Below are 23,611 nucleotides of genomic sequence, written 5' to 3' on the forward strand. Positions count from 1 at the left end.
ATGCATGAAACACATCTGGATCCATACCCGGCGCAGCTGGCAGGCCATCGCCACCCTGGCCGCGCTGCTGGTGTTCTGGGAGGCGGCCGTGCGCGGGCTGGGCATCCGCGAATTCCTGCTGCCTGCGCCATCGCGGATCGCTGCGCAGTTCGCCGCGCAGCCGGGCTACCTGCTGCTGCAAAGCCTGGACACCCTGCGCACCACCTTGCTCGGCTTCGCGCTGGCGCTGGTGCTGGGCGTGGCGGCGGCCATAGGCATCGTCTACTCGCGGCTGCTGGATCGCACGCTGTATTCGCTGCTGGTGGCGCTCAACGCCGTGCCCAAGGTGGCACTGGCGCCACTGTTCGTGATCTGGATGGGAACGGGCGCGGCGCCCAAGGTGGCGATCGCCATGCTCATCGCCATCTTCCCCATCCTCATCGACACGGTGCTGGGCCTGCGTTCCACCGACCCGGACATGCTGGACATGGCCCGTGTCAACCAGGCCTCACGCGCCAGCATGCTCTGGAAGATCCGCTTTCCCAACGCCTTGCCCAGCCTCTTCGCGGGCATGAAGGTCGGCGTGTCGTTCGCGCTGGTGGGCACCATCGTGGGCGAGTTCGTGGCGGGCGAGGCCGGGCTGGGCCATGTCATCCTCGTGGCCCAGGGCAGCTTCGACACCTCGACGGTCTTCGTCGCGCTGGCCCTGCTGTGCCTGCTGGGCGTGGCGCTGTTCAAGGCCATCGAGGCGGCCGAGGCCCGCTGCCTGCGCTGGCATGCCTCGCAGCGCGAGAAGCCTGCCCCGGCAAGCTAGCGGCTGCCCAGCAGCGCCTGCAGCCCGATGGCGATCTCCTCGCCCCAGGCGTAGTAGTCATGGCCGCCCGCGAATTCACGGTAGCTCACGCGGTAGCCCCTGGCCTGCAGCACATTGCGCAGATGGCGGTTGTTGTCCACCAGCCCGCCTTCGCCGCCCACGCCGCGCTCCAGCAGGCCTGCACTGAGGTGCCAGCGCACGGCGCGGGCGGGCGCGGCGGCCACCTGGCGCATGAACCAGTCGCCCTCGGCCCAGCGGTTGCGCGGGCCTGCCGCCTCGGGGGTCCACCAGTACGAGCCTGACAGCGACAGCACGTTGCCGAACACGTCAGGGTGCGCAAAGCCCATCCAGCCCGCCGCCAGGCCGCCATAGCTGGAGCCGGCCACCACCACCTGCGCGGCGTCGCGCGCCAGCTGTGGGTGGCGTTCCCGTATCCAGGGCAGGAGTTCGTGGGCCAGCATGTCGCCGAATGCGTCGCCATTGGGCGGCAGCTCCCGGCCGCGATCGGCCTGCGTGGGGTTGGCGATCAGCAGGGTTGCCAACGGCGGGATGCGGCCCTGGGCAATCCACTGGTCCAGCCGCCGGTCGATCTGCACGCGCGACAGATAGGCTTCGCGGTCGAACAGCACCAGCAGCGGCAGGCTGCCGGGCGCGTGGGTGCCGGGTGGCAGGTACAGCGACAGACTGCGTTCGTCGCCCCGCGCATGGCTGGCAAAGCGCAGATGCTCGATCCGGCCCGCAAGGGGCCGTGTCGCATCGGGCTGGAGCGAGGCCTTGTGGCGCATGCCTTGCGCAGGGATCTCCAGCACCGAGCGGTGGGCGTGGAGTGCTGCCGGGCCGTCGGCCGCAAGGCCGGGCAGGCCCGCGTGCCAGCGGTGCGGGTTGAGGACATCGCGCTGGCTGGCCAGTTGCCGGGCCTTCATGCGCTGCGGGCGCCTGGGCGGACTGTCTGCGCCCGGCCATTGCGGCGTATCCACGACCAGTTGATAGGCCGCGCGCAGGCCGCGTGGCAGCGGCAGGCTCAGGTGCCAGATGTCGGTGCCGGCGAGCCGCTGAAGGGTGAAGCTGTCTTCGGAGCGCATGGCCCATTCGATTTCGATGCGGTGGGCCGCGTCCACGTGGGGCTCGGGCGCACGCCACAGAAAGGTGGCCAGCACTTCGTCCGCCCCCGCAGGCGAGGCTTCCAGCAGCGGCGTGCCCGTGGCCTGCACTTGCTGCCAGAAGCGCTGCAGCAGTCCGGCCCTGCGCTCGGGCGCGGCCTGTGCCAGCTCGGCCTGCAGCTGGCGCAGTCGGGCGCTGAGCGGCCGCTCTGCCTCTGCCGTGGGGCTTGCATCGGCAAGGGCCGGCCCGCTGGCCAGCAACTGCCAGCGCGGCGCGGGCGCGGCATCGAAGAAGGGGTTGCGGGCCAGCAGCCGGTAGCGGCCCGTGGCGGGCGCGACCCAGGCCGGCTCCTGTATCCCGTTGTGCGTGGCGGGCCAGGCGCGCAGCAGGCGGCCGTCGGGGCCCAGCAGCTCGATTTCATGGGCATGTGTGCCGCCGTCCATGCGCCAGGACAGCAACTGGCCTGCCTCGGCATCGACCTGCACCGACCAGGCCTGTTGCTCCTGGGCCTGTGCCGCCACCATGCCGGCGAGCAGGGTGGCGGCCACGAGGCCGCGAATCATGCAAGAAATGCGCATGCTCAAAAGCGCGAGTGCAGCGAGACGTAGAAACGCCGGCCCAGTTCGCTGTAGTCGTTGCCTGCGCTGCGCTCGAACGTGCGGTCGCCGAGGTTGAGAACGCCCGTGCGCAGGCTGGAGTCCTTGCTGAATTGCCAGGCCGCGCTCAGATCCACGATGCCGTAGCCGCCCTTGCGCACCGTGCCCGCCGTGTTCAGCGGCTGCTCGCTTTGCAGGCGCCAGGCCGCGCCCAGGCTCCAGCGCCCGTTCACGCGCCAGTCGGCCGCGACGTGGACGTTGTGGCGCGAGCGGTTGATCAGCCGAGTGGCCTGGGCCTTGCTGGTGTTCTTCGCGTCGAGGTAGGTATAGGCTGTCTTGATGCCGAGGTCGGCCATGGCCTGCCATTTCCAGCTGGCTTCCACACCGCGCGTGCGCGCACTGTTGATGTTCTGGTAGCTGAAGATGGGGCGCCCATCGGGCAGGAAGCCCACGAAGTTGTCGAACTGTGGCGCCAGCAGCGGGTCGCGCGTGCGGCTGTCGATGTCGATCATGTTGCGCAGCCGGGTATCGAACAGCATCAGGCTGGCGCTGTGGGCGCCTCTCGCATACTGCACGCCGATCTCCTTGCTCAGTGCGGTTTCCGGCTTGAGATCGCGGCTGCCGATGATGTAGCAGCCCGTGGTGGCACTGCCGCAGGACACCGATCCCCAGTTCGGACTGTTTTGCACCAGCGTGGGCGTGCGGAAGGCGCGCGAGACGCCGCCCTTGAGGGTCCAGGCATCGTTCAGATGGAATACGCCATAGGCGCGCGGGCTGTGGTGCCCGCCAAAGTTCTGGTGGTGGTCGAAGCGGTTGCCCAGGGTCAGCGCCAGGCGCTCGGTGATGCGGATTTCGTCCTCGATGAAGATGGCGTACTGGTTCACCGAGGTGGACGGTGCGGCCGCGCTGGCCTGTGCGCCCGGCCAGCCGCTGAGGTTGACGGGGTCCCACAGGCGCTCCTTGCGGGCATCGATCCCCATGGTCAGGAACTGGTTGCCGAAGGCCGCGAAGCTGAGCTTGCCGTTGAGCGAATAGGTGTTGGAGTGGTTGGGGTTGACCTGGGCATCCACCATGCCCTTGAGGTTGCGGATTTCGTCCGAGGCCAGCGTCAGCTCGGTGCTGGCCCGACCCCAGCTGCCCTTGTGGCGCAGCGAGAACGCGTCGCGCTCCATGGTGTAGCCGCCATGGTCCTTGCTGCCGAGGTCGGCATCCAGCGTGACGGTCTGGCGCGCATCGGGTCGCCAGGACAACTGGCCGCCCGCGTGGCGGTTCAGGATGCGGCCGAACAGCGGCGTGACCGGGTTGTTCAGCGGGTCCCGCGCATCGCTGGGCGCGCGGTGGTCGTAGTTGCCGTAGAGCTTGAGGCCCAGCCGCTCGTCGATCAGCGGGCCGCTCATGGAAAAGCCCAGCTTCTGGCTGTCGGCCAGGTCGCGGTCTGCGCTGAGAACGGCCTCGGTGGTGACCGATCCCTTCCAGGCCTTTCCGACGGGCCTGGTGATGATGTTGACCACGCCGCCGATGGCATCGGCGCCGTACAGCGAGGACATGGGGCCGCGCACCACCTCCACGCGCTCGATGTCGTCCAGCGGCACCCAGCCCGAGTCGTAGCCCGCGCCGCCACGGAACATGGAGGTGCTGGCGTTGACGCGCTTGCCGTCGATCAGCATCAGCGTGTAGGCCGCGTCAAACCCCCGGATCTGGATGGTCGGCGTGCCGTTGCCCGTGCGGTTGAGCGTCACGCCCTCGATGCCCGTGAGCAGTTCGGACAGTTCATGGGCCGGGCGCGTGCGCAAATCATCGGCCGTGAGCACCGAGATGCTGGCCGGCGCATCCTGGATCTCCTGCGCGTTGCCGCTGGCCGTGACCACGATGGTGGGCAGGGGCGGCTCCTGCTGTCCGGCCTGGGCCATGGCGGCGACCGCCGACAGGCAGGCCAGCGAAAGAGGGCGCAGGGCAAGGCGCAAGACGGGTTTCATGATGGAAGGATCTCCCCGGGAGTTATGTGTTCAAATGAGAATCAATTTTATTTATTGCTTGTTTTTTCCTGGCTTGCGTCCATGGGCACCCTCTCTGTTTTTGCCTCCGGCAGCTCTGCTTTTTCCTCAGAAGAGGGCGGCCTCATCCATGTGCCCGATATCGAGCGCTCGCTGGATCCTCTGGGCCGGGAATACATCGTGGGCGACCGTGGCGTGACCGCGACCACCGACGTGCTGCGCGGGCGCATGCAGGTGCTGGAACCGCAGCCGGGCATGCTGCTGTACCGCACCGAAGTCCAGGACCTGTGCAGCATGCGCACCTCCAACCTGCTGTATCCGGGCGTCAAGATCGTCATCGTGCTGGCCGGGGAGACCGAACTGTCCTATGGAGAGCGGCGCTTTCATCTGCGGGCGCAAGAGGGTGCGTGCCGTGGCGCCATGCTGGCGCTGGCGCGTACCGACCGCTTCATGCGCCAGTGGCGTGCGGGCCGCAGCGAGCGCAAGCTGGTGCTGACGCTGTCGCCCGAATGGCTGACCCGCATGGGCGTGCTGCAGGGGGCGATGGCGCAGTTCGCCGCCCGGCACCTGGCCGTGGCGCCCTGGCAGCCCTCGCCCAAGGCGCTGGCACTGGCCGAGCAACTGCATCGCGGCTGCTCGCTGCCGCCTTCGGCACAGTTGCTGTGGTGTCAGAGCCGCTTCATGGAGATCCTGTCCGAGGCCATCCAGGCCGTGGAAGCGGGGGCGCCAGCGGCGGACAGGCGCCTGCCCGTGCCCGGCGTGCGCCAACTGGCCCGGCTGGTGGCGCTGCGCGATTGGCTGGCCACCGCAGCCGCCGATGGCATGGACCTGGCCGCCATCGCCCGCCACGCGGGCATGAGCCAGGCCCACTTGCAGCGGCATTTCCCCTCCGTGGCCGATGGGCAGAGCCTGGGCCGCTTCGTGCGTGCCCGGCGCCTGGAGCGCGCCCGCCTGGCGCTGGAGCAGGGGCGTGCCAGCGTGGCCCAGGCCGCGCAGATCGCGGGCTATCGCAGCACCACGCATTTCGCTGCGGCATTCCGGGCGCAGTTCGGCATGGTGCCTTCTTTTGCCAAGCCGGGGCTGACCGTTTGAACCGGACGGGGGCATGCGCCTTGCCGGGGTTTGCAGGGCTTGTGATTGGGTTAATGAGAAGCATTCGCATATAATTCACGTATCCAGCCAGCACCGCCAGTGCCGCAGGCAGGCCCCGTGCCCGCCGCCGCCATCGCAAGCCAGCCCTCGGAATTCGCATTCGACACAGAGGGATTCGACATGGCTTCTGGCACCACATCCACCCGACCCGGCACGCCCATGGCGTTGCGCCCACTGGCCCTGGCCTGTCTCCTGCTGTGCGCAGGAGCCGCCATGGCGCAGGACGCAGCAACGCCCGATCCCCTGCTGCTGGCCCAGGCCTCGGGGGCGGGGCTGCGCGCACCCGTGCTCAAGGATGTGGTGATCAGCGCCAGCCGGGAGGAACAGGATCCCGACAGCCTGCCCATGAGCATCGACGTGATCGATGCCCATCGCATGGAGAGCGAGCAGGCCAGCGACATCCGCGAGATGGTCAACCTGCTGCCCAATGTCGATGTGCCGCGCAGCCCGGCGCGCTTCTCCATGGCGGGCTCGTCCACGGGGCGTGACCAGAACGGTGGCTTCAACATCCGGGGCCTCGAAGGCAACCGCGTGCTCATGCTGGTGGACGGCGTGCGTCTGCCGCGCAGCTACAGCTTCAGCGCAAACAGCTTCGGCCGCGACTACCTGGACCTGGGCCTGGTGCAGCGCGTGGAAATCCTGCGCGGCTCCACGCCCGCGCTGTACGGCTCGGACGGCATGGGCGGCCTGGTCAATTTCGTGACCGTGCAGCCCGATGACCTGCTGGGCAAGGACAAGGCCTTCGGCGGGCGCATCGCCACCAGCTATGACGGCTCGGACAACGGCCGCAAGATCGGCGCCACGCTGGCCGGCCGCGCCGGTCCCGAGTGGAGCTGGTTGCTGTCCGCCGGCCTGGGCCGCTCCAGCGCGCTGGAGAACATGGGCACCAACAACGTGCCGGGGGCCGCGCGCACCACGCCCAACCCGGAAAAGGACCGCAGCAGTTCGCTGATGGGTCGCCTGGTCTTCACGCCCAGTGCCGCGCAAAAGCATGTGTTCACGCTGGAGAACGTGGACAAGCGTGCCGACTACCAGCTGCTGTCGGCCCGCACCAGCACGGTGGCCAATTCCGACGCACGCACGAGCATGAAGCGCTGGCGTGCCAGCTGGCAGGGCCAGTGGCAGCAGTTGGGCATGGCGCTGGCCGACGAGCTGCAGCTCATGGCCAGCTACCAGAAGTCCGATGCCCGCGAATTCGCCGACGAGACCCGCATCGGCCTGCCTTACCGTGCACGCGACGTGACCTATGACGAAGGCGCCATGCAGCTGCATGCCCAGGCCAGCCGCCTGCTGCGCTGGAGTCCTTCCGCCAGCGGGAAATTCACCTATGGGGTGGACTTCATGCGCAACAAGGTCGTCAACGAGCAGAACGGTGTCACTCCGCCGGTCGGTGAAAGCTTTCCGCTCAAGCGATTCCCCGACACCACCGAAACCGCAACGGCCCTGTTCGCCCAGGCCGAACTGCACAACGGCCCCTGGAGCGTGACGCCCGGCCTGCGTGCCGAGCACTACAGCATCAAGCCCAGGCAGACGGGCTTTGTGCCGCCGGTGGCCAGCAACTCCGACTCGGCCGTCACGCCCAAGCTGGGCGTGATGCTGCAGGCCAGCCCCGCCTGGTCGGTCTATGGCAACGTGGCGGCGGGATTCCGGGCGCCCAATGCCGGCCAGATCAATGCCTTCTTCGAGAACCCGGTCGCTTTCTACAAGAGCATTCCCAACCCCAATTTGCGGCCCGAGAAAAGCCGGAGCTTCGAGTTGGGCCTGAAGGGGCGCATGGACCGGCTGCGCGTCGACGCCGCGGTGTTCACGGGCCGCTACAAGGACTTCATCGTCGATCAGCAGCAGGTGGCCGGCCAGTTCGGCAATCCCTCCAATCCCGCCGTCTTCCAGTCCGTCAACGTGGGCCGTGCCCGCATCAGCGGCTTCGAACTCAAGGCCGACTACGACTGGGGGCGCTGGGCCGGCGGCAACTGGCAGACGCGGCTGGCCTATGGCCATACCGACGGCAAGGACACGCAGGCCGACAAGCCGCTGGACAGCATCTCCCCGCAGCAACTGGTGCTGGGCGTGCGCTACGAGCATTCGGCCGTGGGCGTGCAGCTCAATGTCTCGCGCTGGAGCGGCAAGAAGGCCGGCGACGTCTCCAATGGCAGCGCCGCCTGGCTCAGTCCCTCGGCCACCGTGGCCGACCTGAGTGCCCAGTGGCGCATCCGTCCCGACCTGCGCCTGAACGCGGGCATCTACAACCTGACCGACAGGAAGTACTGGCGCTGGGCCGACGTGCGCGGCCTGGCGGCCGGCACGGCCATCGCCGATGCCTACAGCCAGCCGGGTCGCCATGTGCGCGTCTCGCTGGTCAAGGATTTCTGAAGCGTGGCGCCGTCTGGCGCCGCGCATGTACAGCGTGCAAGCATGCAATGCAAGGAGAACCGAATGCACCCATCCCACAGTGAGAGCCTTGCACAGGACGAGGAATACCTGCTGGCCGAGAGCGAGGCGGCGCTCGCCGCCACGCTGGCCCTGATGACGGGCTTCGGCCATGGCTGCTGCGAGGCCCACCGGCCGCTGATGGCTGCGCGGGTGGCCGAGCAGCTCGAGAGCCTGGTCTGCACGGGGGGCTTTTCCGACGACATGCGCGCCTTGCTCTCGCGCCTGCGCCAGCGCTGGCAGGCCGTGGCAGACGCAGGCGCCCCCATGCGCTCGCGCCGTGCCGAGCCCACGGTCCAGCCCGTCCCCCCTGTGCTCTGGCACGCCCCTCTGGATACCTTGCAATGAACACCTCCGTCCGAGAGACCGCCCAGGGCGAGCAGTTGATTCCCGTGGATGCTCCCGCAGTTCGCCAGCGCTTCGCCCAGGCGCGCATGGACGGGCTGCGCGCCAAGGAGGCGGCCGAATCGCTGGGACTGCCCGAAGGCGCTGCCATCGCCGCGCATGCGGGGCAGCACGATGGAAACCCCCTGGCCGTGCCGCTGCGGGCCGAATGGCTGGATCTCCTGAAAGCGCTGCAGGACTGCGGTCCTGTCATGGCGCTCACGCGCAACGAATCCACGGTGCATGAGAAGATCGGCGTCTACCAGAAGCTTTCGGCCAACGGCGGCGTGGGCCTGGCCCTGGGTCGCGAGATCGACCTGCGGCTGTTCTTCGCGCAATGGCATGCCGGCTATGCCGTGACCGAGCAGGCCGCCAAGGCCGGCAGGCCTCCCATGCGCAGCCTGCAATTCTTCAATGCCCAGGGCCGGGCCGTACACAAGGTCCATGCGCGCGAGGCCACCGACCTGGAGGCCTGGGACGCGCTGGTGGCGCGCTTCGCCGAACCCAGCGCCTGCTACCTGTTTCGCCGTGCCCTGCCACAGCCCTTGCCTCGTGACGATGCGGACATCGATGTGGCCGGCCTGGCCCAGGCCTGGGACGGCATGCAGGACACGCACGAATTCTTCGATCTGCTGCGCTGCTTCGGCGTCGAGCGCCAACAGGCCCTGCGACTGGTTCCCCGCCACTGTGCGCGCCTGTTGCCCGAGTCCGTGGCCCAACTGCTCGGCGATGCGGCCGTGGATGGCCTGCCCATCATGGTCTTCGTGGGCAGCGGTGGATGCATCCAGATCCATAGCGGCCCCGTGCACAACATCCAGCCCATGGATACGCCGGGTGGCGCGCGGTGGATCAATGTGATGGACCCCGGCTTCAACCTGCACCTGCGCTGCGACATGATTGCCAGTGTCTGGGCCGTGCAAAAGCCCACCGCCGACGGCGTGGTCACGTCGGTCGAAGCCTTCGATGGCCGGGGCGAACTGATGGCCATGTTCTTCGGTGAACGCAAGCCCGGCAATCCCGAGCTGCCGGCGTGGCGCGAACTGGTGGCCGGCCTGCCGCGCCTTGCAGCCGGGGTGCCCGCATGAGGGCGCGCCGCAAGGCCCTGCGATGGCTGGGCGCAGGCGGGGCGGGCGCAGTCCTGATGCCCTGGCCGGTGGCGGCGCAGCCTGCGGCGCGGCGCCTGGTCTCATTGAGCGGGGCGCTGACGGAAATGGTCTATCTGCTGGGCGCACAGGGCCTGCTGGTCGGCACGGACACGACCAGCCTGTTCCCCGAGGCGGCGCAGAAGACGCCCAAGGTAGGCTATGTGCGCCAGCTCTCTGCCGAGGGACTGCTGTCGCTCAGGCCCGATGCCGTGATCGGTACGGACGAGGCGGGGCCGGCCGTGGTGCTGGAGCAGGTTCGCCAGGCTGGCGTGCGTGTTTCGCTGATTCCCGCGCGCCATGACTGGGCCGAGGTGCAGGCCAAGCTGGCACTGGCGGGGCTGGAGACGGGCCGCGCCGAGCAGGCGCATGCGCTTCAGGCCCGGCTGGATGCCGAATGGGCCGCGGTGCGGCAGCAGGTGGACCGGGCCGGGCGCAGGCCGCGCGCGCTGTTCATCCTCTCGCACAGCGGCGCCCCCATGGTTTCCGGGCGCGGCACGGCGGCCGATGCGCTGATCGCCATGGCAGGCGGCAACAATGCCGTGGTCGAGTTCCAGGGCTACCGTCCGCTCACGGCCGAAGCCATGGCCGCCGCCGCGCCCGAGGTGCTGGTCGGCACCACGCAAGGCATCGAGGCGCTGGGCGGAGAGATCGCCTTCTGGCGAAGGCCGGAACTGGCCCTGACGCCGGCTTTTGTGCGCAAGGCACTGGTGGCGCTGGAGGCCAACCAACTGCTGGGCTTCGGCCCCCGCCTCCCCCAGGCCGTGCGCGAACTTCATGTGCGCATGCAGCAGCTGACCAGCCGGGCCCGGCCATGACCGGGCTGGCCAAGAGGCAGGCGCCGGCCTCGCTGCCGGGCGGCTGGGGTCGCCGCCCGGGCGCGGGCCGGCTGGGGCGAGGTCCCGCGCTGGCGCTGGGTGGCCTGATGCTGGTGCTGGCTCTGGTGGCCGGCAGCGCCACGGGCGCCTATGCCATCGCGCCCGGGCGCTTGCCGTCCCTGCTGTGGGAGGCCGCCACGGGCAATGGCGCGGGCGGGCCCGAGCATCTGGTGTTCTTCGGCATCCGCCTGCCACGCCTGCTGCTGGGCGTGGCCACGGGGGCCGGGCTGGGGCTGGCGGGCGCACTGATGCAGGGCCTGTTCCGCAATCCGCTGGCCGATCCGGTGCTGATCGGCGTCAGCAGCGGCGCGGCCCTGGCTGCAGCGCTGTCCATCGTGCTGGGCAGTCGCTGGTTTCCCGCACTGCCCCACGTGATGGGCAGCTGGACGCTGATCGCCATGGCGTTTGCCGGCGGGCTGATGGTGACCTCGCTGGTCTATGCGCTGGGCCAGGCCTCGGGCGGCACACGCATGGGGCTGATGCTGCTGGCGGGCGTGGCGGTCAACGCCCTGGCCGGTGCAGGTCTGGGGTTTCTGAGCTTCATCTCCACGGACGAGCAGTTGCGCAATCTGCAGATGTGGTTGCTGGGCAGCCTGGGGGCGGCGCGATGGAGCGCCGTCGCCCTGGTGGGGGTGGCCGTGGCGGCAAGCCTTGCCATGGGGCTGGCGCTGGCGCGGCCCCTCAATGCCATCGCGCTGGGCGAGGCGCAGGCCAGCCTGCTGGGCGTGGCCGTGGAGCGCACCAAGCGCCGCGCCGTGCTCGTGGCGGCACTGGCCGTGGGCGCCGTGACGGCGACCACCGGCGTGATCGGCTTCATCGGCCTGGTGGCGCCGCACTGGGTGCGGATCGTGGCCGGACCTGACCACCGCGTGGTGCTGCCGGGCTCGGCGCTGCTGGGCGGGTCGCTGGTGGTCACGGCCGATGCCGTGGCGCGTACCGTGGTCAAGCCCGCCGAGCTGCCGCTGGGTGTGCTCACGGCCTTCATCGGCGTGCCGCTGTTCCTGCTGATGCTGCGCCAGTTCCGCAACAAGGTATGAGCGGCATGGAGATCCGGTCTGAACCTGTCGCCATGCTCGAATGCCGGGCCATGGGCGTGGGCGTAGGGCGCGGCCCGCGCCTGGCTACCGTGGATGCGCAACTGCTTGCCGGGCGCCTGACGGCCATCCTGGGGCCCAACGGCGCGGGCAAGTCCACGCTGATGTCCATGCTCGTGGGCCAGCATGTACCCCAGTGCGGCGAAGTCTGGCAGGACGGCCGGCCACTGCGCCGCCATGCGCCCGAGGCGCTGGCCATGCGGCGTGCCGTCATGCCCCAGGATTGCGCGGTGGCGTTCGACTTCTCGGCCCTGGAGGTGGTGGAACTGGGGCGCTATCCGCACCGTGCCCGGCCCGGCTGCAACGAAGCCGGAATCGCCCGCGAGGCGATGGCGCTGACCGGCGTGGCGCATCTGGCCTCGCGCAGCATCAACACCTTGTCCGGTGGCGAGCGCGCCCGCACCCATCTGGCGCGGGCCCTGGCCCAGATCTGGGAGCCGCCGGCCGACGGCAGTGCGCGCTGGCTGCTGCTGGACGAGCCCATGGCTGCGCTGGACCTGGCCCACCAGCACCAGAGCATGGGCTTGCTGCGGCGCTGGGCTGTGGAGCAGGGGGTGGGCGTGGTGGCCGTGATGCACGACCTGAACCTGGCGCTGCGCTATGCCGACGACGTGCTCGTGCTGGGCGCGGGCAGCGTGTCCTGGGGCCCTGCACTGCAGGTGCTGCGACCCGAGCTGGTGCAGCAGGTCTGGGGCATGCGCTGCGATGTGGCCTACAGCAGCGACGGCGCCCGGCAATTCCTGTTCGCCGGCTGATTCAAGGCTGCACGGTGGCCGCCACCAGCTTGCCGACCAGGGGGCGCACCACCATCACGCAGACGAAGGCCACGGGCATGGCCAGCAGATAGGCCTGGAGCACGCGGCGCAGGTAGTCCGCACCCAGGCCGCTGTTGGCGCCGACGATGGCGCAGCACATCAGGAAGGCCATGATGCCCGACATGTAGAAGGCGAAGACGACGGGGGCGAAGCGTCGGTGCAGCTTGCGGCTGCGGCGGGCTGCGGTGGCGGAGGAGGCGAAGGTGGTATCGGGCATGGATGAAGGCAGACCGGTCGGGGCACTGGCGCAATGGCGCTGGAAGGGCCTGACTGTATGCAATGGGCGGTCTGCGCAGTAGGGGTCTCGAGCTTGGTTCACTCGTAAGCTATATTGACGAATCCGTTTTTCATCCATCGTTTTTTGTGCCTAATCTGCGATCCATAGAGACCTTTGTCAAGGCGCTGGAGGGTGGCTCCATCGCCTCGGCTGCCCGCCAACTGGGTATTTCACCGGCTGCGGCGAGCCAGAACATCGCGCGCCTGGAGCGTGAACTGGGCACGCGGCTGATCACGCGCACCACGCGCTCCATGGCATTGACCGAGGCGGGTGAGCGCTACCTGGCGCGCGTGGGGCCGGTGTTGCAGGAGCTGGAGAAGGCGCAGTCCGACCTCTCGCTGCTGCATGGCGAGCTGCAGGGGCGTTTGCGCATCGCCTGCATGGCCGCCTTCGGCCGCCACGTGCTGGCGCCGCTGCTGCCGGCCTTTGCTGCGCAGCACCCGCGGGTGGCGCTGGAACTGCTGATCGTGGACCGCCAGGTGGATGTGCTCAAGGAGGATGTGGACATCAGCGTGCGCTACCGCGACGTGCTGGAGCCCGGCATGGCGGTGCGGCAACTGGCCGCCGTGCCGCGCGTGCTGTGCGCGGCGCCGGCCTACCTTCAGGCCCATGGCTGCCCGCAGACGGCCGAGGACCTGCTGGAGCATGCCTGCCTGATGTACCGCCGCGAGGCCGACGGGCGCTTCATGCGCTGGCCCTTTTCGCGTGATGGCAAGCGCGTGGACCCGCAATTGCGCATCGCCGCCATCGCCAGCGACATCGATGCGCTGACCGAGATGGCCGTGGCTGGCGGGGGCATCGTCTGGATAGGCAGTTTCATCGCCCACCGATACATGCGCGAAGGCCTGCTGCAGCCGCTGTCCCTGCGGCCCACGCGCGGGACGCAGCTGCATTTCGAGGACACCACGCTGGACTTCTTCGCCTGCTTCCGAGATCGGCAGTACGTGCCGACCAAGGTGCGCGCCCTGGTGGACTACCTGGTCGAGACGCTGCCGCAGCAGCCCATGCTCCGCTGGAGCGCCCCGGCCTGAGCGCGCGGGGTCAGTGCCCCAGATGCTGGGGCAGCACTTCCTGGAGGATGGTGGTGGCGATTTCCTCGATGGACTTGGTCGTGCTCGACAGCCACTGGATGCCGCTGCGGCGCATCATGGATTCGGCCTCGGCCACCTCGTAGCGGCAGTTGGCCAGGCTCGCGTACCTGGAGTCGGGCCGGCGCTCGTTGCGGATGCTGGACAGGCGCTGCGGGTCGATGGTCAGGCCGAACAGCTTCTTGCGGTAGGGCACCAGGGCCGGCGGTAGCTGCTTGCGCTCGAAATCCTCGGGGATCAGCGGGTAGTTGGCGACCTTCAGCCCGAACTGCATGGCCAGGTACAGGCTGGTGGGGGTCTTGCCGCTGCGCGAGACGCCGACCAGGATCACGTCGGCGCCCGTCAGGTCCTGGTGGGTCTGGCCGTCGTCGTGGGCCAGCGTGTAGTTGATGGCCTCCATGCGCTCCAGGTATTCCTTGCTTTCGCTGATGTCGGCGAAGCGTCCCACGCGGTGCAGCGACTTCTGGCCCAGCTCCAGTTCCAGCGGGCGCACGAAGGTGCCGAACATGTCGAAGACCTTGCCCTTGCACTGGGTCTCGATCAGGTCGAGCATGTCCTGGTTGACCAGGGTGGTGAAGACGATGGGCTTGTGGCTCTCGGACTCGGCCACGTGGTTGATCTGGCGCACGGCCTGGTGGACCTTGTCCATGGTGTCCACGAAGGGGATGCGCACCAGGCGCGACTTGGTGTCGAACTGGGCCATGATGGCCGTGCCGAACGTCTCCGCGGTGATGCCGGTGCCGTCGGAGATGACGAAGATGGTGTGGGTGTGCATGGTGGTCGGGCTCTGGACGGGGGGCTGCCGTCGGTTCACGGCAAACGCCTACAATGGCGCCCATTATTCCCAATTTCCCATCCATGCTCGCTGCCGGCCTCCAACCAGAACAGCAAAGCCTCGCGCACGCCGGCGTGGGTGGAATGACCGTGCACGGCCCATCTGGCAGTGGCGGCGCGCTACCGTTTTTAACTTCCGGAGCTTTCCCATGTCTCAACTGTTCGAGGCCACCGCCCTCGTCGTTCCCTTCGAAAAACTGAGGATGACGGATGTCGAGTCCGTAGGCGGCAAGAACGCCTCGCTCGGCGAAATGATCTCGCAGCTGCCGCAGGGCGTGCGCGTGCCCACGGGCTTTGCCACCACGGCCCATGCCTTCCGCCAGTTCCTGGCCCATGACGGCCTGGCCGACAAGATCAGCGCCAAGCTGGCCGCGCTCGACGTCGAGGACGTGCGTGCCCTGGCCCAGGTCGGCGCCGAAATTCGCGCCCTGGTCGAGAACCAGCCCTTCCCGGCCGACCTGGAGCAGGCCATCCGCGAGGAATTCGTGCGCCTGCAGGGCGGCAACGAGGCGGCCTCGTTCGCCGTGCGCTCCTCGGCCACGGCCGAGGACCTTCCCGACGCTTCGTTCGCGGGCCAGCAGGAAACCTTCCTGAACGTGGTGGGCATCGAGTCGGTGCTGCACAAGATGAAGGAAGTGTTCGCCTCGCTGTACAACGACCGCGCCATCTCCTACCGCGTGCACAAGGGCTTCGCCCATGACGTGGTGGCCCTGTCCGCGGGCGTGCAGCGCATGGTGCGCTCCGACCTGGGCGCGGCCGGCGTGATGTTCACCATCGACACCGAGTCCGGCTTCGAGGACGTGGTCTTCATCACCTCCAGCTACGGCCTGGGCGAGACCGTGGTGCAGGGCGCCGTCAATCCCGACGAGTTCTACGTGCACAAGCCCATGCTCAAGGCCGGCAAGAAGGCCTTGATCCGCCGCAACCTGGGCTCCAAGCTGATCCAGATGGTCTTCGCCTCGCCCGAGGAAAAGGCTGCCAGCGGCAAGCTGGTCAAGACCACCGACGTGGCCCACGAACTGCGCAACCGCTACTCGCTGTCCGACGAGGACGTGCAGCAGCTGGCCCACTACGCCCTGGTCATCGAGCAGCACTACGGCCGCCCCATGGACATCGAGTGGGGCAAGGACGGCACGGACGGCCAGCTCTACATCCTGCAGGCGCGCCCCGAGACCGTGAAGAGCCAGGCCAAGGGCCAGGCCGAGCAGCGCTACGCCCTCAAGGGCACGGGCAATGTGCTGGCCGAAGGCCGCGCCATCGGCCAGAAGATCGGCACGGGCCCGGTGCGTCTGGTCAATGACATCGCCCACATGGACCAGGTCCAGCCCGGCGACGTGCTGGTGACCGACATGACCGATCCCAACTGGGAGCCGGTGATGAAGCGCGCCTCGGCCATCGTCACCAACCGTGGCGGCCGTACCTGCCACGCGGCCATCATTGCGCGCGAGCTGGGCATTCCGGCCGTGGTCGGCTGCGGCAACGCCACCGACCTGCTCAAGGACGGCACCCTGGTCACCGTCAGCTGCGCCGAAGGCGACACCGGCAAGATCTATGACGGCCTGATCGAGACCGAGGTCACCGAGGTCCAGCGCGGCGAGATGCCCGCCATCAAGACCAAGATCATGATGAACGTGGGCAACCCCCAGCTGGCCTTCGACTTCGCCCAGCTGCCCAACGAGGGCGTGGGCCTGGCGCGCCTGGAGTTCATCATCAACAACAACATCGGCGTGCACCCCAAGGCCATCCTGGACTACCCCGCCGTCGATGCCGACCTCAAGAAGGCCGTGGAGTCCGTGGCGCGTGGCCATGCCTCGCCGCGCGCCTTCTACGTGGACAAGGTCGCCGAAGGCGTGGCGACGATTGCCGCCGCCTTCTGGCCCAAGCCCGTGATCGTGCGCATGTCGGACTTCAAGTCCAACGAGTACCGCAAGCTCATCGGCGGCAGCCGCTACGAGCCCGAGGAAGAAAATCCCATGCTGGGCTTCCGTGGCGCGGCGCGTTACATCTCCGAGGACTTCGGCGAGGCCTTCCGCATGGAGTGCGAGGCGCTGCGCCGCGTGCGCGAGGACATGGGCCTGACCAACGTGCAGATCATGATCCCCTTCGTGCGCACGCTCAAGCAGGCCGAGCGCGTGACCGGGCTGCTGGCGGCCAATGGCCTCAAGCGCGGCGACAACGGCCTCAAGCTCATCATGATGTGCGAGGTGCCCTCCAACGCCATCCTGGCCGACGAGTTCCTCGAGTTCTTCGACGGCTTCTCCATCGGCTCCAACGACCTGACCCAGCTGACGCTGGGCCTGGACCGCGACTCGGGCCTGGAGCTGCTGGCGGCCGACTTCGACGAGCGCGATCCCGCCGTGCGCAAGATGCTGTCGCGCGCCATCAAGGCCTGCCTGGACCAGGGCAAGTACGTGGGCATCTGCGGCCAGGGCCCGTCGGACCATCCCGACTTTGCCCAGTGGCTGGCAGACGAGGGCATCGCCTCGATCTCGCTGAACCCGGACAGCGTGGTCGCGACCTGGCAGCGCCTGGCGCAGTAAGCGGCTGAGCGTCGCCATGCATACGCCGCCCGCGAATTTGCATGACGACGCCGTCGGGGGCGACTCCGAAGGCCAGACCTTCGCCCCCGACCTGCATGATGTCCACCACCTGTGGCTCAAGGCCGTGCTGCTCGCGGTCTGGGTTGCCGTGTCCTTCGGGGCCTGCTACTACGCACGCGAGCTGCAGTCGCTGATGCCCGGCTGGCCGCTGGCCTACTGGTTCGCGGCCCAGGGGGCAGTCCTGATGTTCCTGGCCATCGTCATCGTCTACTGTCTGTCCATGGACCATTTCGAACGCCGCGAGGCCCGGGCCACCGGCCAGGATCCCTGCGCTCCGGCCTCCCATGGCTGAGCGCGTGCCGCTGTCGTCGGCCTACCACTGGCGCCTGCACCGCATCGTGGCCTTGTACATGCTGGGCGTGCTGGGCTTTCTGGCGCTGATGTTCTGGGCAGAGGACCAAGGCCTGTCGCGCCACTGGATCGGCCCCATCTTCCTGTTCTTCACCGTCATGGTCTACGCGGCCATCGGCGTCTATCTGCGCACCAGCGACCCCGACGAGTACTACGTCGCTGGCCGGCGCATCCCGCCGTTCTACAACGGCATGGCGGCCGCGGCGGACTGGGTCAGCGCGGCCTCCTTCATCAGCCTGTCGGGGGCGCTGTACCTGCAGGGCTTTGCCGGCGTGCCGGGCCAGGCCGGCGGGCTGGCCTACCTGCTGGGCTGGACGGGCGGCTTTTGCCTGGTCGCCATGCTGATCGCGCCGCACCTGCGGGCGATGAAGCTCTACACCATTCCCGATTTCTTCCAGCAGCGCTACGGCGGGCGCTGGCCGCGCGTGATCGCGGCGCTGGCGGCCGTGATGTGCTCGTTCACCTATGTGGTGGCGCAGATCTACGGCGTGGGCCTGATCGCATCGCGGCTGACGGGCGTGCAGTTCGAGATCGGCATCATGCTGGGCCTGGGCGGTGTGCTGCTGTGCTCCTTTCTGGGCGGAATGCGTGCCATCACCTGGACCCAGGTCGCGCAGTACGTGGTGATCCTGCTGGCCTTTCTGATCCCCGTGTCCTGGCTGGCCTACCGGCAGATGGGCAATCCCGTGGCGCCCTGGGCCTACACGACGCAGCTCAGCCAGATCGCGCAGATGGAGCAGCGTCTGCTCGATTCGCCGGCAGAGCAGGAGGTGATCGCGGCCTACCGCACGCGCGCCGAGGTGCTGGAAGACAAGCTCAAGGACGTGCCGCGCGTGCTCGCCGCCGAGCGCCAGGCGCTGGCCGAGCGCATCCGCGAACTGCGCACGCGCAGTGGCGACATCGGTGCCATCATGGCCGCCAGCCGCGAACTGGCCGCCATGCCGCGTGACGAGGCCGCGGCACGCGCCCTGTGGACCCGCCAGCTGCAGGAGATGCGGGAGCGCGAGCGACCTCTGGGCGGCATACCGCTGCACAGCCTGCCTTTCGCGGGCGACCCCGGCGGCTCTCCCGAGGAGCAGCAGGCCTACGAGGACAGCCGGCGCAACTTCCTGGCGCTGATGTTCTGCCTGATGGCCGGCACGGCCGGCCTGCCGCACCTGCTCACGCGCTACTACACGGCCCCCTCGGTCTCGGGTGCGCGGGCCTCCGTGGGCTGGACGCTGTTCTTCATCGGCGTTCTCTACATGAGCGCGCCGGCCATGGCCGTGCTGGTCAAGTTCGAGGTCATGAACAACCTCGTCGGCATACGCTTCGACGAACTGCCCAACTGGATGGCCCAGTGGTCCCGGGTGGACACTTCGCTGCTGGCGGTGGAGGATGTCAATGGCGACGGCATCCTGCAGTTCGGCGAGATCCGCATGGGCGCCGACCTCATCATGCTGGCCACGCCCGAGCTGGGCGGCATGCCCTATGTGGTCTCGGGGCTGGTCGCGGCCGGCGGGCTGGCCGCCGCGCTGTCCACGGCCGACGGCCTGCTGCTGACCATCAGCAACGCGCTGGTGCGCGACCTGTACTTCCGTGCACGCCGCCGTCGCGCCTCGCCCGAGCAGCGCGTGATCCTGTCCAAGTTCGCGCTGCTGGTGGTGGCCCTGTCGGCTGCCTTCGTGGCATCGCGCCGCTCCTCGGACATCCTTCCCATGGTCACGGCCTCGTTCTCGCTGGCGGCTTCGGCCTTCGTGCCGGCCATGGTGCTGGGCATCTTCTGGCGCGGCACCACGCGGCGCGGCGCCGTGGCGGGCATGCTGGCAGGGCTGGGCGTCACCGTCTACTACATGGTCTCGCATGTGCCCGCGCTCAAGCCCGTGCTGCCCGAGGCGCTGCACGCCAGCCTGTGGTGGGGCATACAGCCGATCTCATCGGGTGTCTTCGGCGTGCCGGCAGGCCTGCTCATGACCTGGCTGATCAGCTGCCTTGATCCGGGAAGGCGCGGCACTGCCCCCAGACCGGTCGGCGCAGGGCTTTGATCTATATCAGAAGTCGCAGCGGCACCTGCCCAGCTGGCAAAGGTTCCGGCCTTGTTTGGGTATGAAACTCTTTATTCATGAAGAATTCATGCTGCATTTTTTGTAGCGTTCGAGCTGACAAGCCGTCCGCATCGCGCTCAATCCGTGCTGGAAAACCCGCTTTTGGGGCGCGGAGGCTCATGACACTCTGCGAGCCGTGTCCCATCCCTCGCAGAGAATTCCGCCCGCCATGCATCTCGTGAAAACGCCCGCCGGCCAACAGGCCTTCAAGGAGCGCCATGCCGACCTCTCGCCCCGGCTGCGTTCGGCCTTCCTGCTGTTCGATGGGCAACGCAGCCTTGCGCAGGTGCTGGAGGCTGTCGGCGGCATGGGGGTGACGCAGGACGAGATCCTGGCGCTGGTGGAGCGCGAATGGCTGGCGCCGCGTGAGGCGGGCGGGCCGGGCCTGGGCGTGGTCGCCGTTGCCGCGCCGTCGCCGGGAGATGCGGCGGTCCCTCTGCCGTCGGCGCCGTCCGAGCCCTCGCTGGCCGTGCGCTACCGCAATGCCTATCCGCTGGCCGTGGCCATCACGGCAGGGCTGGGGCTCAAGGGCTTTCGCCTGAATCTCGCGGTCGAGGCGGCCATGGGCTATGACCAGCTCGTGGCGCTGGCACCCCGTCTGCGCGAGGCCGCCAGCCCGGCCAGCTATGCGCCGCTGCACGAGGCGCTGTTCGGCACGCCTGCCTGAAAGAAAAAAGGCAGGGCGCGATCGCACCCTGCCTCGAATCTGCGATGGCCGCAGGCCAGGGTCCGTGCATCAGACGGCCAGCAGCTCCACGTCGAACTTGAGCGTGGCATTCGGCGGGATCACGCCGCCAGCACCGCGAGCGCCGTAGCCCAGCTCGGCCGGAATGATCAGCGTGCGCTGGCCACCGACCTTCATGCCTTGCACACCTTCGTCCCAGCCCTTGATCACCATGCCGGCGCCCAGGGGGAAGACGAAGGGGTCGTTGCGGTCCTTGCTGGAGTCGAACTTGGCGCCCTGCACGCCATTGTCGTAGAGCCAGCCGGTGTAGTGCACGGTCACGCTCTTGCCGCGCTGCGCCTCGGCGCCATCGCCCACGACGGTGTCTTCATATTGCAGGCCGGATGCGGTGGTGGTGAAAGCCATGGTGGTATTCCTTGTGAGAGAGAAGGGGGAGTATGAAGGGCCTCGCGGCGATCCGCCGGCCCTTCAAGAGGAGAGGGGCGCCATGGCCGTGCCATGGCCGGCCGGGCGTCACTTCTTGGCGCGCGCCGCCACCCAGCGGTTGGCGAAGGCCTGCACATCGGACAGGCGCTTGAGCAGGTCCTGGCCCGAGAGCGTCACGGTATAGCCATCGGAGCCATGCTCCAGCAGCCCGCATTCACGCAGCTCCTTGATGCGGGTGTTCAGCGTGTTGGGCGTGATGCCCCCCACGCTGTCTTGCAGCAGGCGAAAGGTCTGAGGATGGCCATCGCGCAACGCCCACAGCACGCGCAACGCGTAGCGGCATTCGAGTTTCTCGAACAGCTGGTTGATGGCAGCGTTTTCCTTGGAGCTCATGACGCTTCTCCTTGCGCAATGGTGTGTGTGGGCCGGCGGTGCCTGTGGGGGCAGGCGCGCCGAGCCAAGTCCCGGGGAACTATAGCTCTGGATCCATTTTGCTACAAGTTTGGTAGCTCAAAATCCACAGCGGCAATGCCCCACGCTACAGGAATACGCTGATTTCCGGACCTGTGTTGCAGTCCCGCCACGCGCATCGAGGGCCGCGAACAGCCTCAACTCTTGAGTTTCAGCAGATAGGTCATGACGCTGGCCGTGGTGTGCTCCAGTTCGAGGAAGCCACTGAAGTCGCGGCCGGCCTGCCAGGAGGGCTCCCAACGGTTCTGGCGCAGTGCGCGTTGCCAGATGTCGTGCTGCGTGGCCTGCTCCACCGCGCCCAGCAGGGCCTGGGCGCGTGCCGCGCTCACCTGCTTGCCCGTGAAGACGGCGCGCCAGTTGGCCATGTCGGCGTCCAGGCCTTGTTCGCGGAAGGAGGGCAGGCCGAACAGGCTGCGGCGCGAGGACACGCCGATGGCGCGCAGCTTGCCGCTGGCCAGTGCCTCGCTGAACTCGCTGTAGCCGGAGACACCCATGCGGGCATCACCCTTGAGCAGGGCCTCGACCACCTGGGCGCCGCCGGGAAACGGTTTGTAGACCAGATGCTCGGGCGCGGCCTTCGCCGCGCGTGTGAGCAGGCCGGCGAACATGTGGTCCACGCCGCCGGCGGAGCCGCCTGCGAAGGACTGGCGGGCCAGGTCGGCGCGCAGCGCCGCGACCAGGTCCCTGGCATTGCGGATGGGCGAATCCGCAGGCACGGCGACGACCAGGTAGTCGCTGGTCAGCCGGGCAATCGGCTGTATGTGCGACATGTTGACGGCGGGCTTTTGCAGCGCGACGGCGCCGACCATGACCATGCCGCCGATCAGCAGTGCATCGGGATCATCGCCATGGCGTTCGGCAAACCGGGCCAGGCCGATGGTGCCGCCCTTGCCGCCCACGTTCTCGTACTCCACGCGCTCGGCCGCGCCGCAGGCCACCAGGGCCGCGCCCAGGGCGCGGCCGGTCTGGTCCCAGCCCCCACCGGCATTGGCCGGGATCACGATGCGCAGGCTGGAGGCCACGCGCTGGGCTCCACCGGCAGCGCGCGGCGCATGGGCAGCAGGCGCGGCCGCTGGCGGCGCGGCCTGGGCCAACGGAGAGCACAGCATGGCCAGGGCAGCGCCCTGGGCCAGCATCTGGCGGCGGTTCGGGCGCGGGCCACCGGTGGCGTTGGCGGTGGTTTGCGAAAAGCTCGGAAGGCGCATGCAGTCTCCAATCGGGTTCGCGCGCCATTGTGGGCGCAAATGAATCAGAAAGGCAGATTATGTAAGCATATGCGTCAGCTGCTTGACACAACGCAGTACCGCCCGCCACCGCCAGGTTGCGCGGTCTGCCATAGTGCCACCTCAGTTCCTGAGCTTCAGCAGATAGGTCATGGCGCTGGCCATGGTGTGTTCCTGCTCCAGAAAACTGCTGAAGTCGCGGCCGGCCTGCCAGGAGGGCTCCCAACGGTTGTGGCGCAGCGCGCGCTGCCAGCTGTCGTGCTGCGTGGCCTGCTTCACGGCGTCCAGCAGGGCCTGGACGCGTGCCGCGCCCACCTGCCTGCCCGTGAAGACGGCGCGCCAGTTGGCCATGTCGGCGTCCAGGCCCTGCTTGCGAAAGGAGGGCAGGCCGAACAGTTCGCGGCGCGCGGATACACCGATGGCGCGCAGCCTGCCGCCGGCCAGTGCCTCGCTGAACTCGCTGTAGCCGGAGACACCCATGCGGGCATCGCCCTTGAGCAGGGCCTCGATCACCTGGGCGCCGCCGGGAAACGGCTTGTAGACCAGATGCGCGGGGTCGGCCTTGGCTGCGCGTGCGAGCAGGTAGACAAACATGTGGTCCACGCCGCCGGCCGAGCCGCCTGCGAAGGACTGGCGGGCCGGGTCGGCGCGCAGCGCCGCGACCAGGTCCCTGGCATTGCGGATGGGCGAATCCGCAGGCACGGCGACGACCAGGTAGTCGCTGGTCAGCCGGGCAATCGGCTGTATGTGCGACATGTTGACGGCGGGCTTTTGCAGCGCGACGGCGCCGACCATGACCATGCCGCCGATCAGCAGTGCATCGGGATCATCGCCATGGCGTTCGGCAAACCGGGCCAGGCCGATGGTGCCGCCCTTGCCGCCCACGTTCTCGTACTCCACGCGCTCGGCCGCGCCGCAGGCCACCAGGGCCGCGCCCAGGGCGCGGCCGGTCTGGTCCCAGCCCCCACCGGCATTGGCCGGGATCACGATGCGCAGGCTGGAGGCCACGCGCCGGGCGGCGCCGGTCGCGGGCCGGGCCAGCGGCGAGCACAGGACGGCCAGGGCCGCGCCCTGGGCGAGCAGGCGGCGGCGGGGCGGTGCGGCATCCCGCGCCGCAGGCCCGGCGGACGCTTCGGATGGCGGGTCGGGGGCAAGGCGCATGTTGTCTCCAATCGGTTCGCGGCTGCGGTGCCCAG

The 23,611-nt window shown here is 68.6% G+C and carries 21 protein-coding genes; 13 read left to right on the forward strand and 8 right to left on the reverse strand.

The features are described 5' to 3' along the window. Positions 1-4 precede the first annotated feature (4 nt). Entirely contained in the window at positions 5-793 is a 789-nt protein-coding gene (locus tag L1Z78_RS07910) for an ABC transporter permease (RefSeq protein WP_234640984.1), read from the forward strand. On the opposite strand, the gene L1Z78_RS07915 is transcribed toward L1Z78_RS07910, so the two are convergent. Both L1Z78_RS07915 and L1Z78_RS07920 read right to left on the reverse strand, forming a co-directional pair. Further along, entirely contained in the window at positions 790-2,457 is a 1,668-nt protein-coding gene (locus L1Z78_RS07915; RefSeq protein WP_234640985.1) for an alpha/beta hydrolase-fold protein, read from the reverse strand. The two genes, L1Z78_RS07910 and L1Z78_RS07915, sit on opposite strands and share 4 nt — an antisense overlap. A gap of 17 nt (positions 2,458-2,474) precedes the next feature. Further along, positions 2,475-4,466, reverse strand: coding sequence for a TonB-dependent receptor domain-containing protein (locus L1Z78_RS07920; RefSeq protein WP_234640986.1), 1,992 nt, complete (start codon positions 4,464-4,466; stop codon positions 2,475-2,477). 81 nt (positions 4,467-4,547) lie between these two features. Here L1Z78_RS07920 and L1Z78_RS07925 point away from each other — a divergent pair, with 81 nt between their 5' ends. From L1Z78_RS07925 to L1Z78_RS07955, 7 genes are all read left to right on the forward strand, one after another. Then, positions 4,548-5,576 carry a helix-turn-helix transcriptional regulator gene (locus L1Z78_RS07925; RefSeq protein WP_234640987.1) on the forward strand — a complete coding sequence of 343 codons (1,029 nt, stop codon included), beginning with the start codon at positions 4,548-4,550 and terminating at the stop codon, positions 5,574-5,576. Between the two features lie 180 nt (positions 5,577-5,756). After that, a complete protein-coding gene (locus L1Z78_RS07930) occupies positions 5,757-8,006 on the forward strand; it encodes a TonB-dependent hemoglobin/transferrin/lactoferrin family receptor (RefSeq protein WP_234640988.1) in 2,250 nt (749 codons plus the stop codon). A gap of 63 nt (positions 8,007-8,069) precedes the next feature. Next, on the forward strand, positions 8,070-8,411 hold the full coding sequence (locus L1Z78_RS07935; RefSeq protein ID WP_234640989.1) for a hypothetical protein: 342 nt from the start codon (positions 8,070-8,072) through the stop codon (positions 8,409-8,411). After that, positions 8,408-9,532 (forward strand): hemin-degrading factor, encoded by a 1,125-nt coding sequence (locus L1Z78_RS07940; protein ID WP_234640990.1) that lies wholly within the window; start codon positions 8,408-8,410, stop codon positions 9,530-9,532. The genes L1Z78_RS07935 and L1Z78_RS07940 overlap by 4 nt, the downstream gene beginning before the upstream one ends. Next, positions 9,529-10,407, forward strand: coding sequence for a heme/hemin ABC transporter substrate-binding protein (locus L1Z78_RS07945; RefSeq protein ID WP_234640991.1), 879 nt, complete (start codon positions 9,529-9,531; stop codon positions 10,405-10,407). The genes L1Z78_RS07940 and L1Z78_RS07945 overlap by 4 nt, the downstream gene beginning before the upstream one ends. Further along, complete coding sequence (locus tag L1Z78_RS07950) at positions 10,404-11,504, forward strand: FecCD family ABC transporter permease (protein ID WP_418921679.1); 1,101 nt, start codon at positions 10,404-10,406, stop codon at positions 11,502-11,504. Before L1Z78_RS07945 ends, L1Z78_RS07950 begins: the two co-directional genes overlap by 4 nt. 5 nt (positions 11,505-11,509) lie before the next feature. Then, positions 11,510-12,316, forward strand: coding sequence for a heme ABC transporter ATP-binding protein (locus L1Z78_RS07955; RefSeq protein WP_418921680.1), 807 nt, complete (start codon positions 11,510-11,512; stop codon positions 12,314-12,316). A 1-nt stretch (position 12,317) separates the two neighbouring features. On the opposite strand, the gene L1Z78_RS07960 is transcribed toward L1Z78_RS07955, so the two are convergent. Further along, on the reverse strand, positions 12,318-12,593 hold the full coding sequence (locus L1Z78_RS07960) for a DUF2798 domain-containing protein (RefSeq protein ID WP_234640993.1): 276 nt from the start codon (positions 12,591-12,593) through the stop codon (positions 12,318-12,320). Positions 12,594-12,739: 146 nt separating this feature from the next. Between L1Z78_RS07960 and L1Z78_RS07965 the strand changes: the two genes are divergently transcribed. After that, positions 12,740-13,684 carry a LysR family transcriptional regulator gene (locus L1Z78_RS07965; RefSeq protein ID WP_234640994.1) on the forward strand — a complete coding sequence of 315 codons (945 nt, stop codon included), beginning with the start codon at positions 12,740-12,742 and terminating at the stop codon, positions 13,682-13,684. Between the two features lie 10 nt (positions 13,685-13,694). Here L1Z78_RS07965 and L1Z78_RS07970 read toward each other — a convergent pair whose 3' ends face one another. Continuing rightward, a complete protein-coding gene (locus tag L1Z78_RS07970; protein ID WP_234640995.1) occupies positions 13,695-14,516 on the reverse strand; it encodes a pyruvate, water dikinase regulatory protein in 822 nt (273 codons plus the stop codon). A 208-nt stretch (positions 14,517-14,724) separates the two neighbouring features. Between L1Z78_RS07970 and ppsA the strand changes: the two genes are divergently transcribed. The 4 genes from ppsA (at position 14,725) to L1Z78_RS07990 (ending at position 20,277) form a co-directional block, all read left to right on the forward strand. After that, positions 14,725-17,115, forward strand: coding sequence for a phosphoenolpyruvate synthase (gene ppsA / locus L1Z78_RS07975; RefSeq protein WP_234640996.1), 2,391 nt, complete (start codon positions 14,725-14,727; stop codon positions 17,113-17,115). A 16-nt stretch (positions 17,116-17,131) separates the two neighbouring features. Continuing rightward, positions 17,132-17,467: a DUF4212 domain-containing protein gene (locus tag L1Z78_RS07980; RefSeq protein WP_234640997.1), complete on the forward strand. Its 336-nt coding sequence runs from the start codon at positions 17,132-17,134 to the stop codon at positions 17,465-17,467. After that, on the forward strand, positions 17,460-19,550 hold the full coding sequence (locus L1Z78_RS07985; protein WP_234640998.1) for a VC_2705 family sodium/solute symporter: 2,091 nt from the start codon (positions 17,460-17,462) through the stop codon (positions 19,548-19,550). Before L1Z78_RS07980 ends, L1Z78_RS07985 begins: the two co-directional genes overlap by 8 nt. 229 nt (positions 19,551-19,779) lie before the next feature. Next, positions 19,780-20,277 carry a hypothetical protein gene (locus L1Z78_RS07990; RefSeq protein WP_234640999.1) on the forward strand — a complete coding sequence of 166 codons (498 nt, stop codon included), beginning with the start codon at positions 19,780-19,782 and terminating at the stop codon, positions 20,275-20,277. 69 nt (positions 20,278-20,346) lie between these two features. On the opposite strand, the gene L1Z78_RS07995 is transcribed toward L1Z78_RS07990, so the two are convergent. The 4 genes from L1Z78_RS07995 to L1Z78_RS08010 all read right to left on the reverse strand — a co-directional run bounded on the left by L1Z78_RS07995 (position 20,347) and on the right by L1Z78_RS08010 (position 23,576). After that, complete coding sequence (locus L1Z78_RS07995) at positions 20,347-20,700, reverse strand: FKBP-type peptidyl-prolyl cis-trans isomerase (RefSeq protein WP_234641000.1); 354 nt, start codon at positions 20,698-20,700, stop codon at positions 20,347-20,349. A gap of 108 nt (positions 20,701-20,808) precedes the next feature. Further along, the gene (locus L1Z78_RS08000) at positions 20,809-21,114 is read right to left on the reverse strand and encodes a winged helix-turn-helix transcriptional regulator (RefSeq protein ID WP_234641001.1); all 306 of its coding nucleotides are present in this window, start codon (positions 21,112-21,114) and stop codon (positions 20,809-20,811) included. A gap of 215 nt (positions 21,115-21,329) precedes the next feature. Continuing rightward, positions 21,330-22,397, reverse strand: coding sequence for a Bug family tripartite tricarboxylate transporter substrate binding protein (locus tag L1Z78_RS08005; RefSeq protein ID WP_234641002.1), 1,068 nt, complete (start codon positions 22,395-22,397; stop codon positions 21,330-21,332). Between the two features lie 141 nt (positions 22,398-22,538). Then, positions 22,539-23,576, reverse strand: coding sequence for a Bug family tripartite tricarboxylate transporter substrate binding protein (locus L1Z78_RS08010; RefSeq protein ID WP_234641003.1), 1,038 nt, complete (start codon positions 23,574-23,576; stop codon positions 22,539-22,541). Positions 23,577-23,611: the final 35 nt, after the last annotated feature.

The organism is Delftia tsuruhatensis, from assembly GCF_903815225.1.
Classification (GTDB): domain Bacteria; phylum Pseudomonadota; class Gammaproteobacteria; order Burkholderiales; family Burkholderiaceae_C; genus Comamonas; species Comamonas tsuruhatensis_A.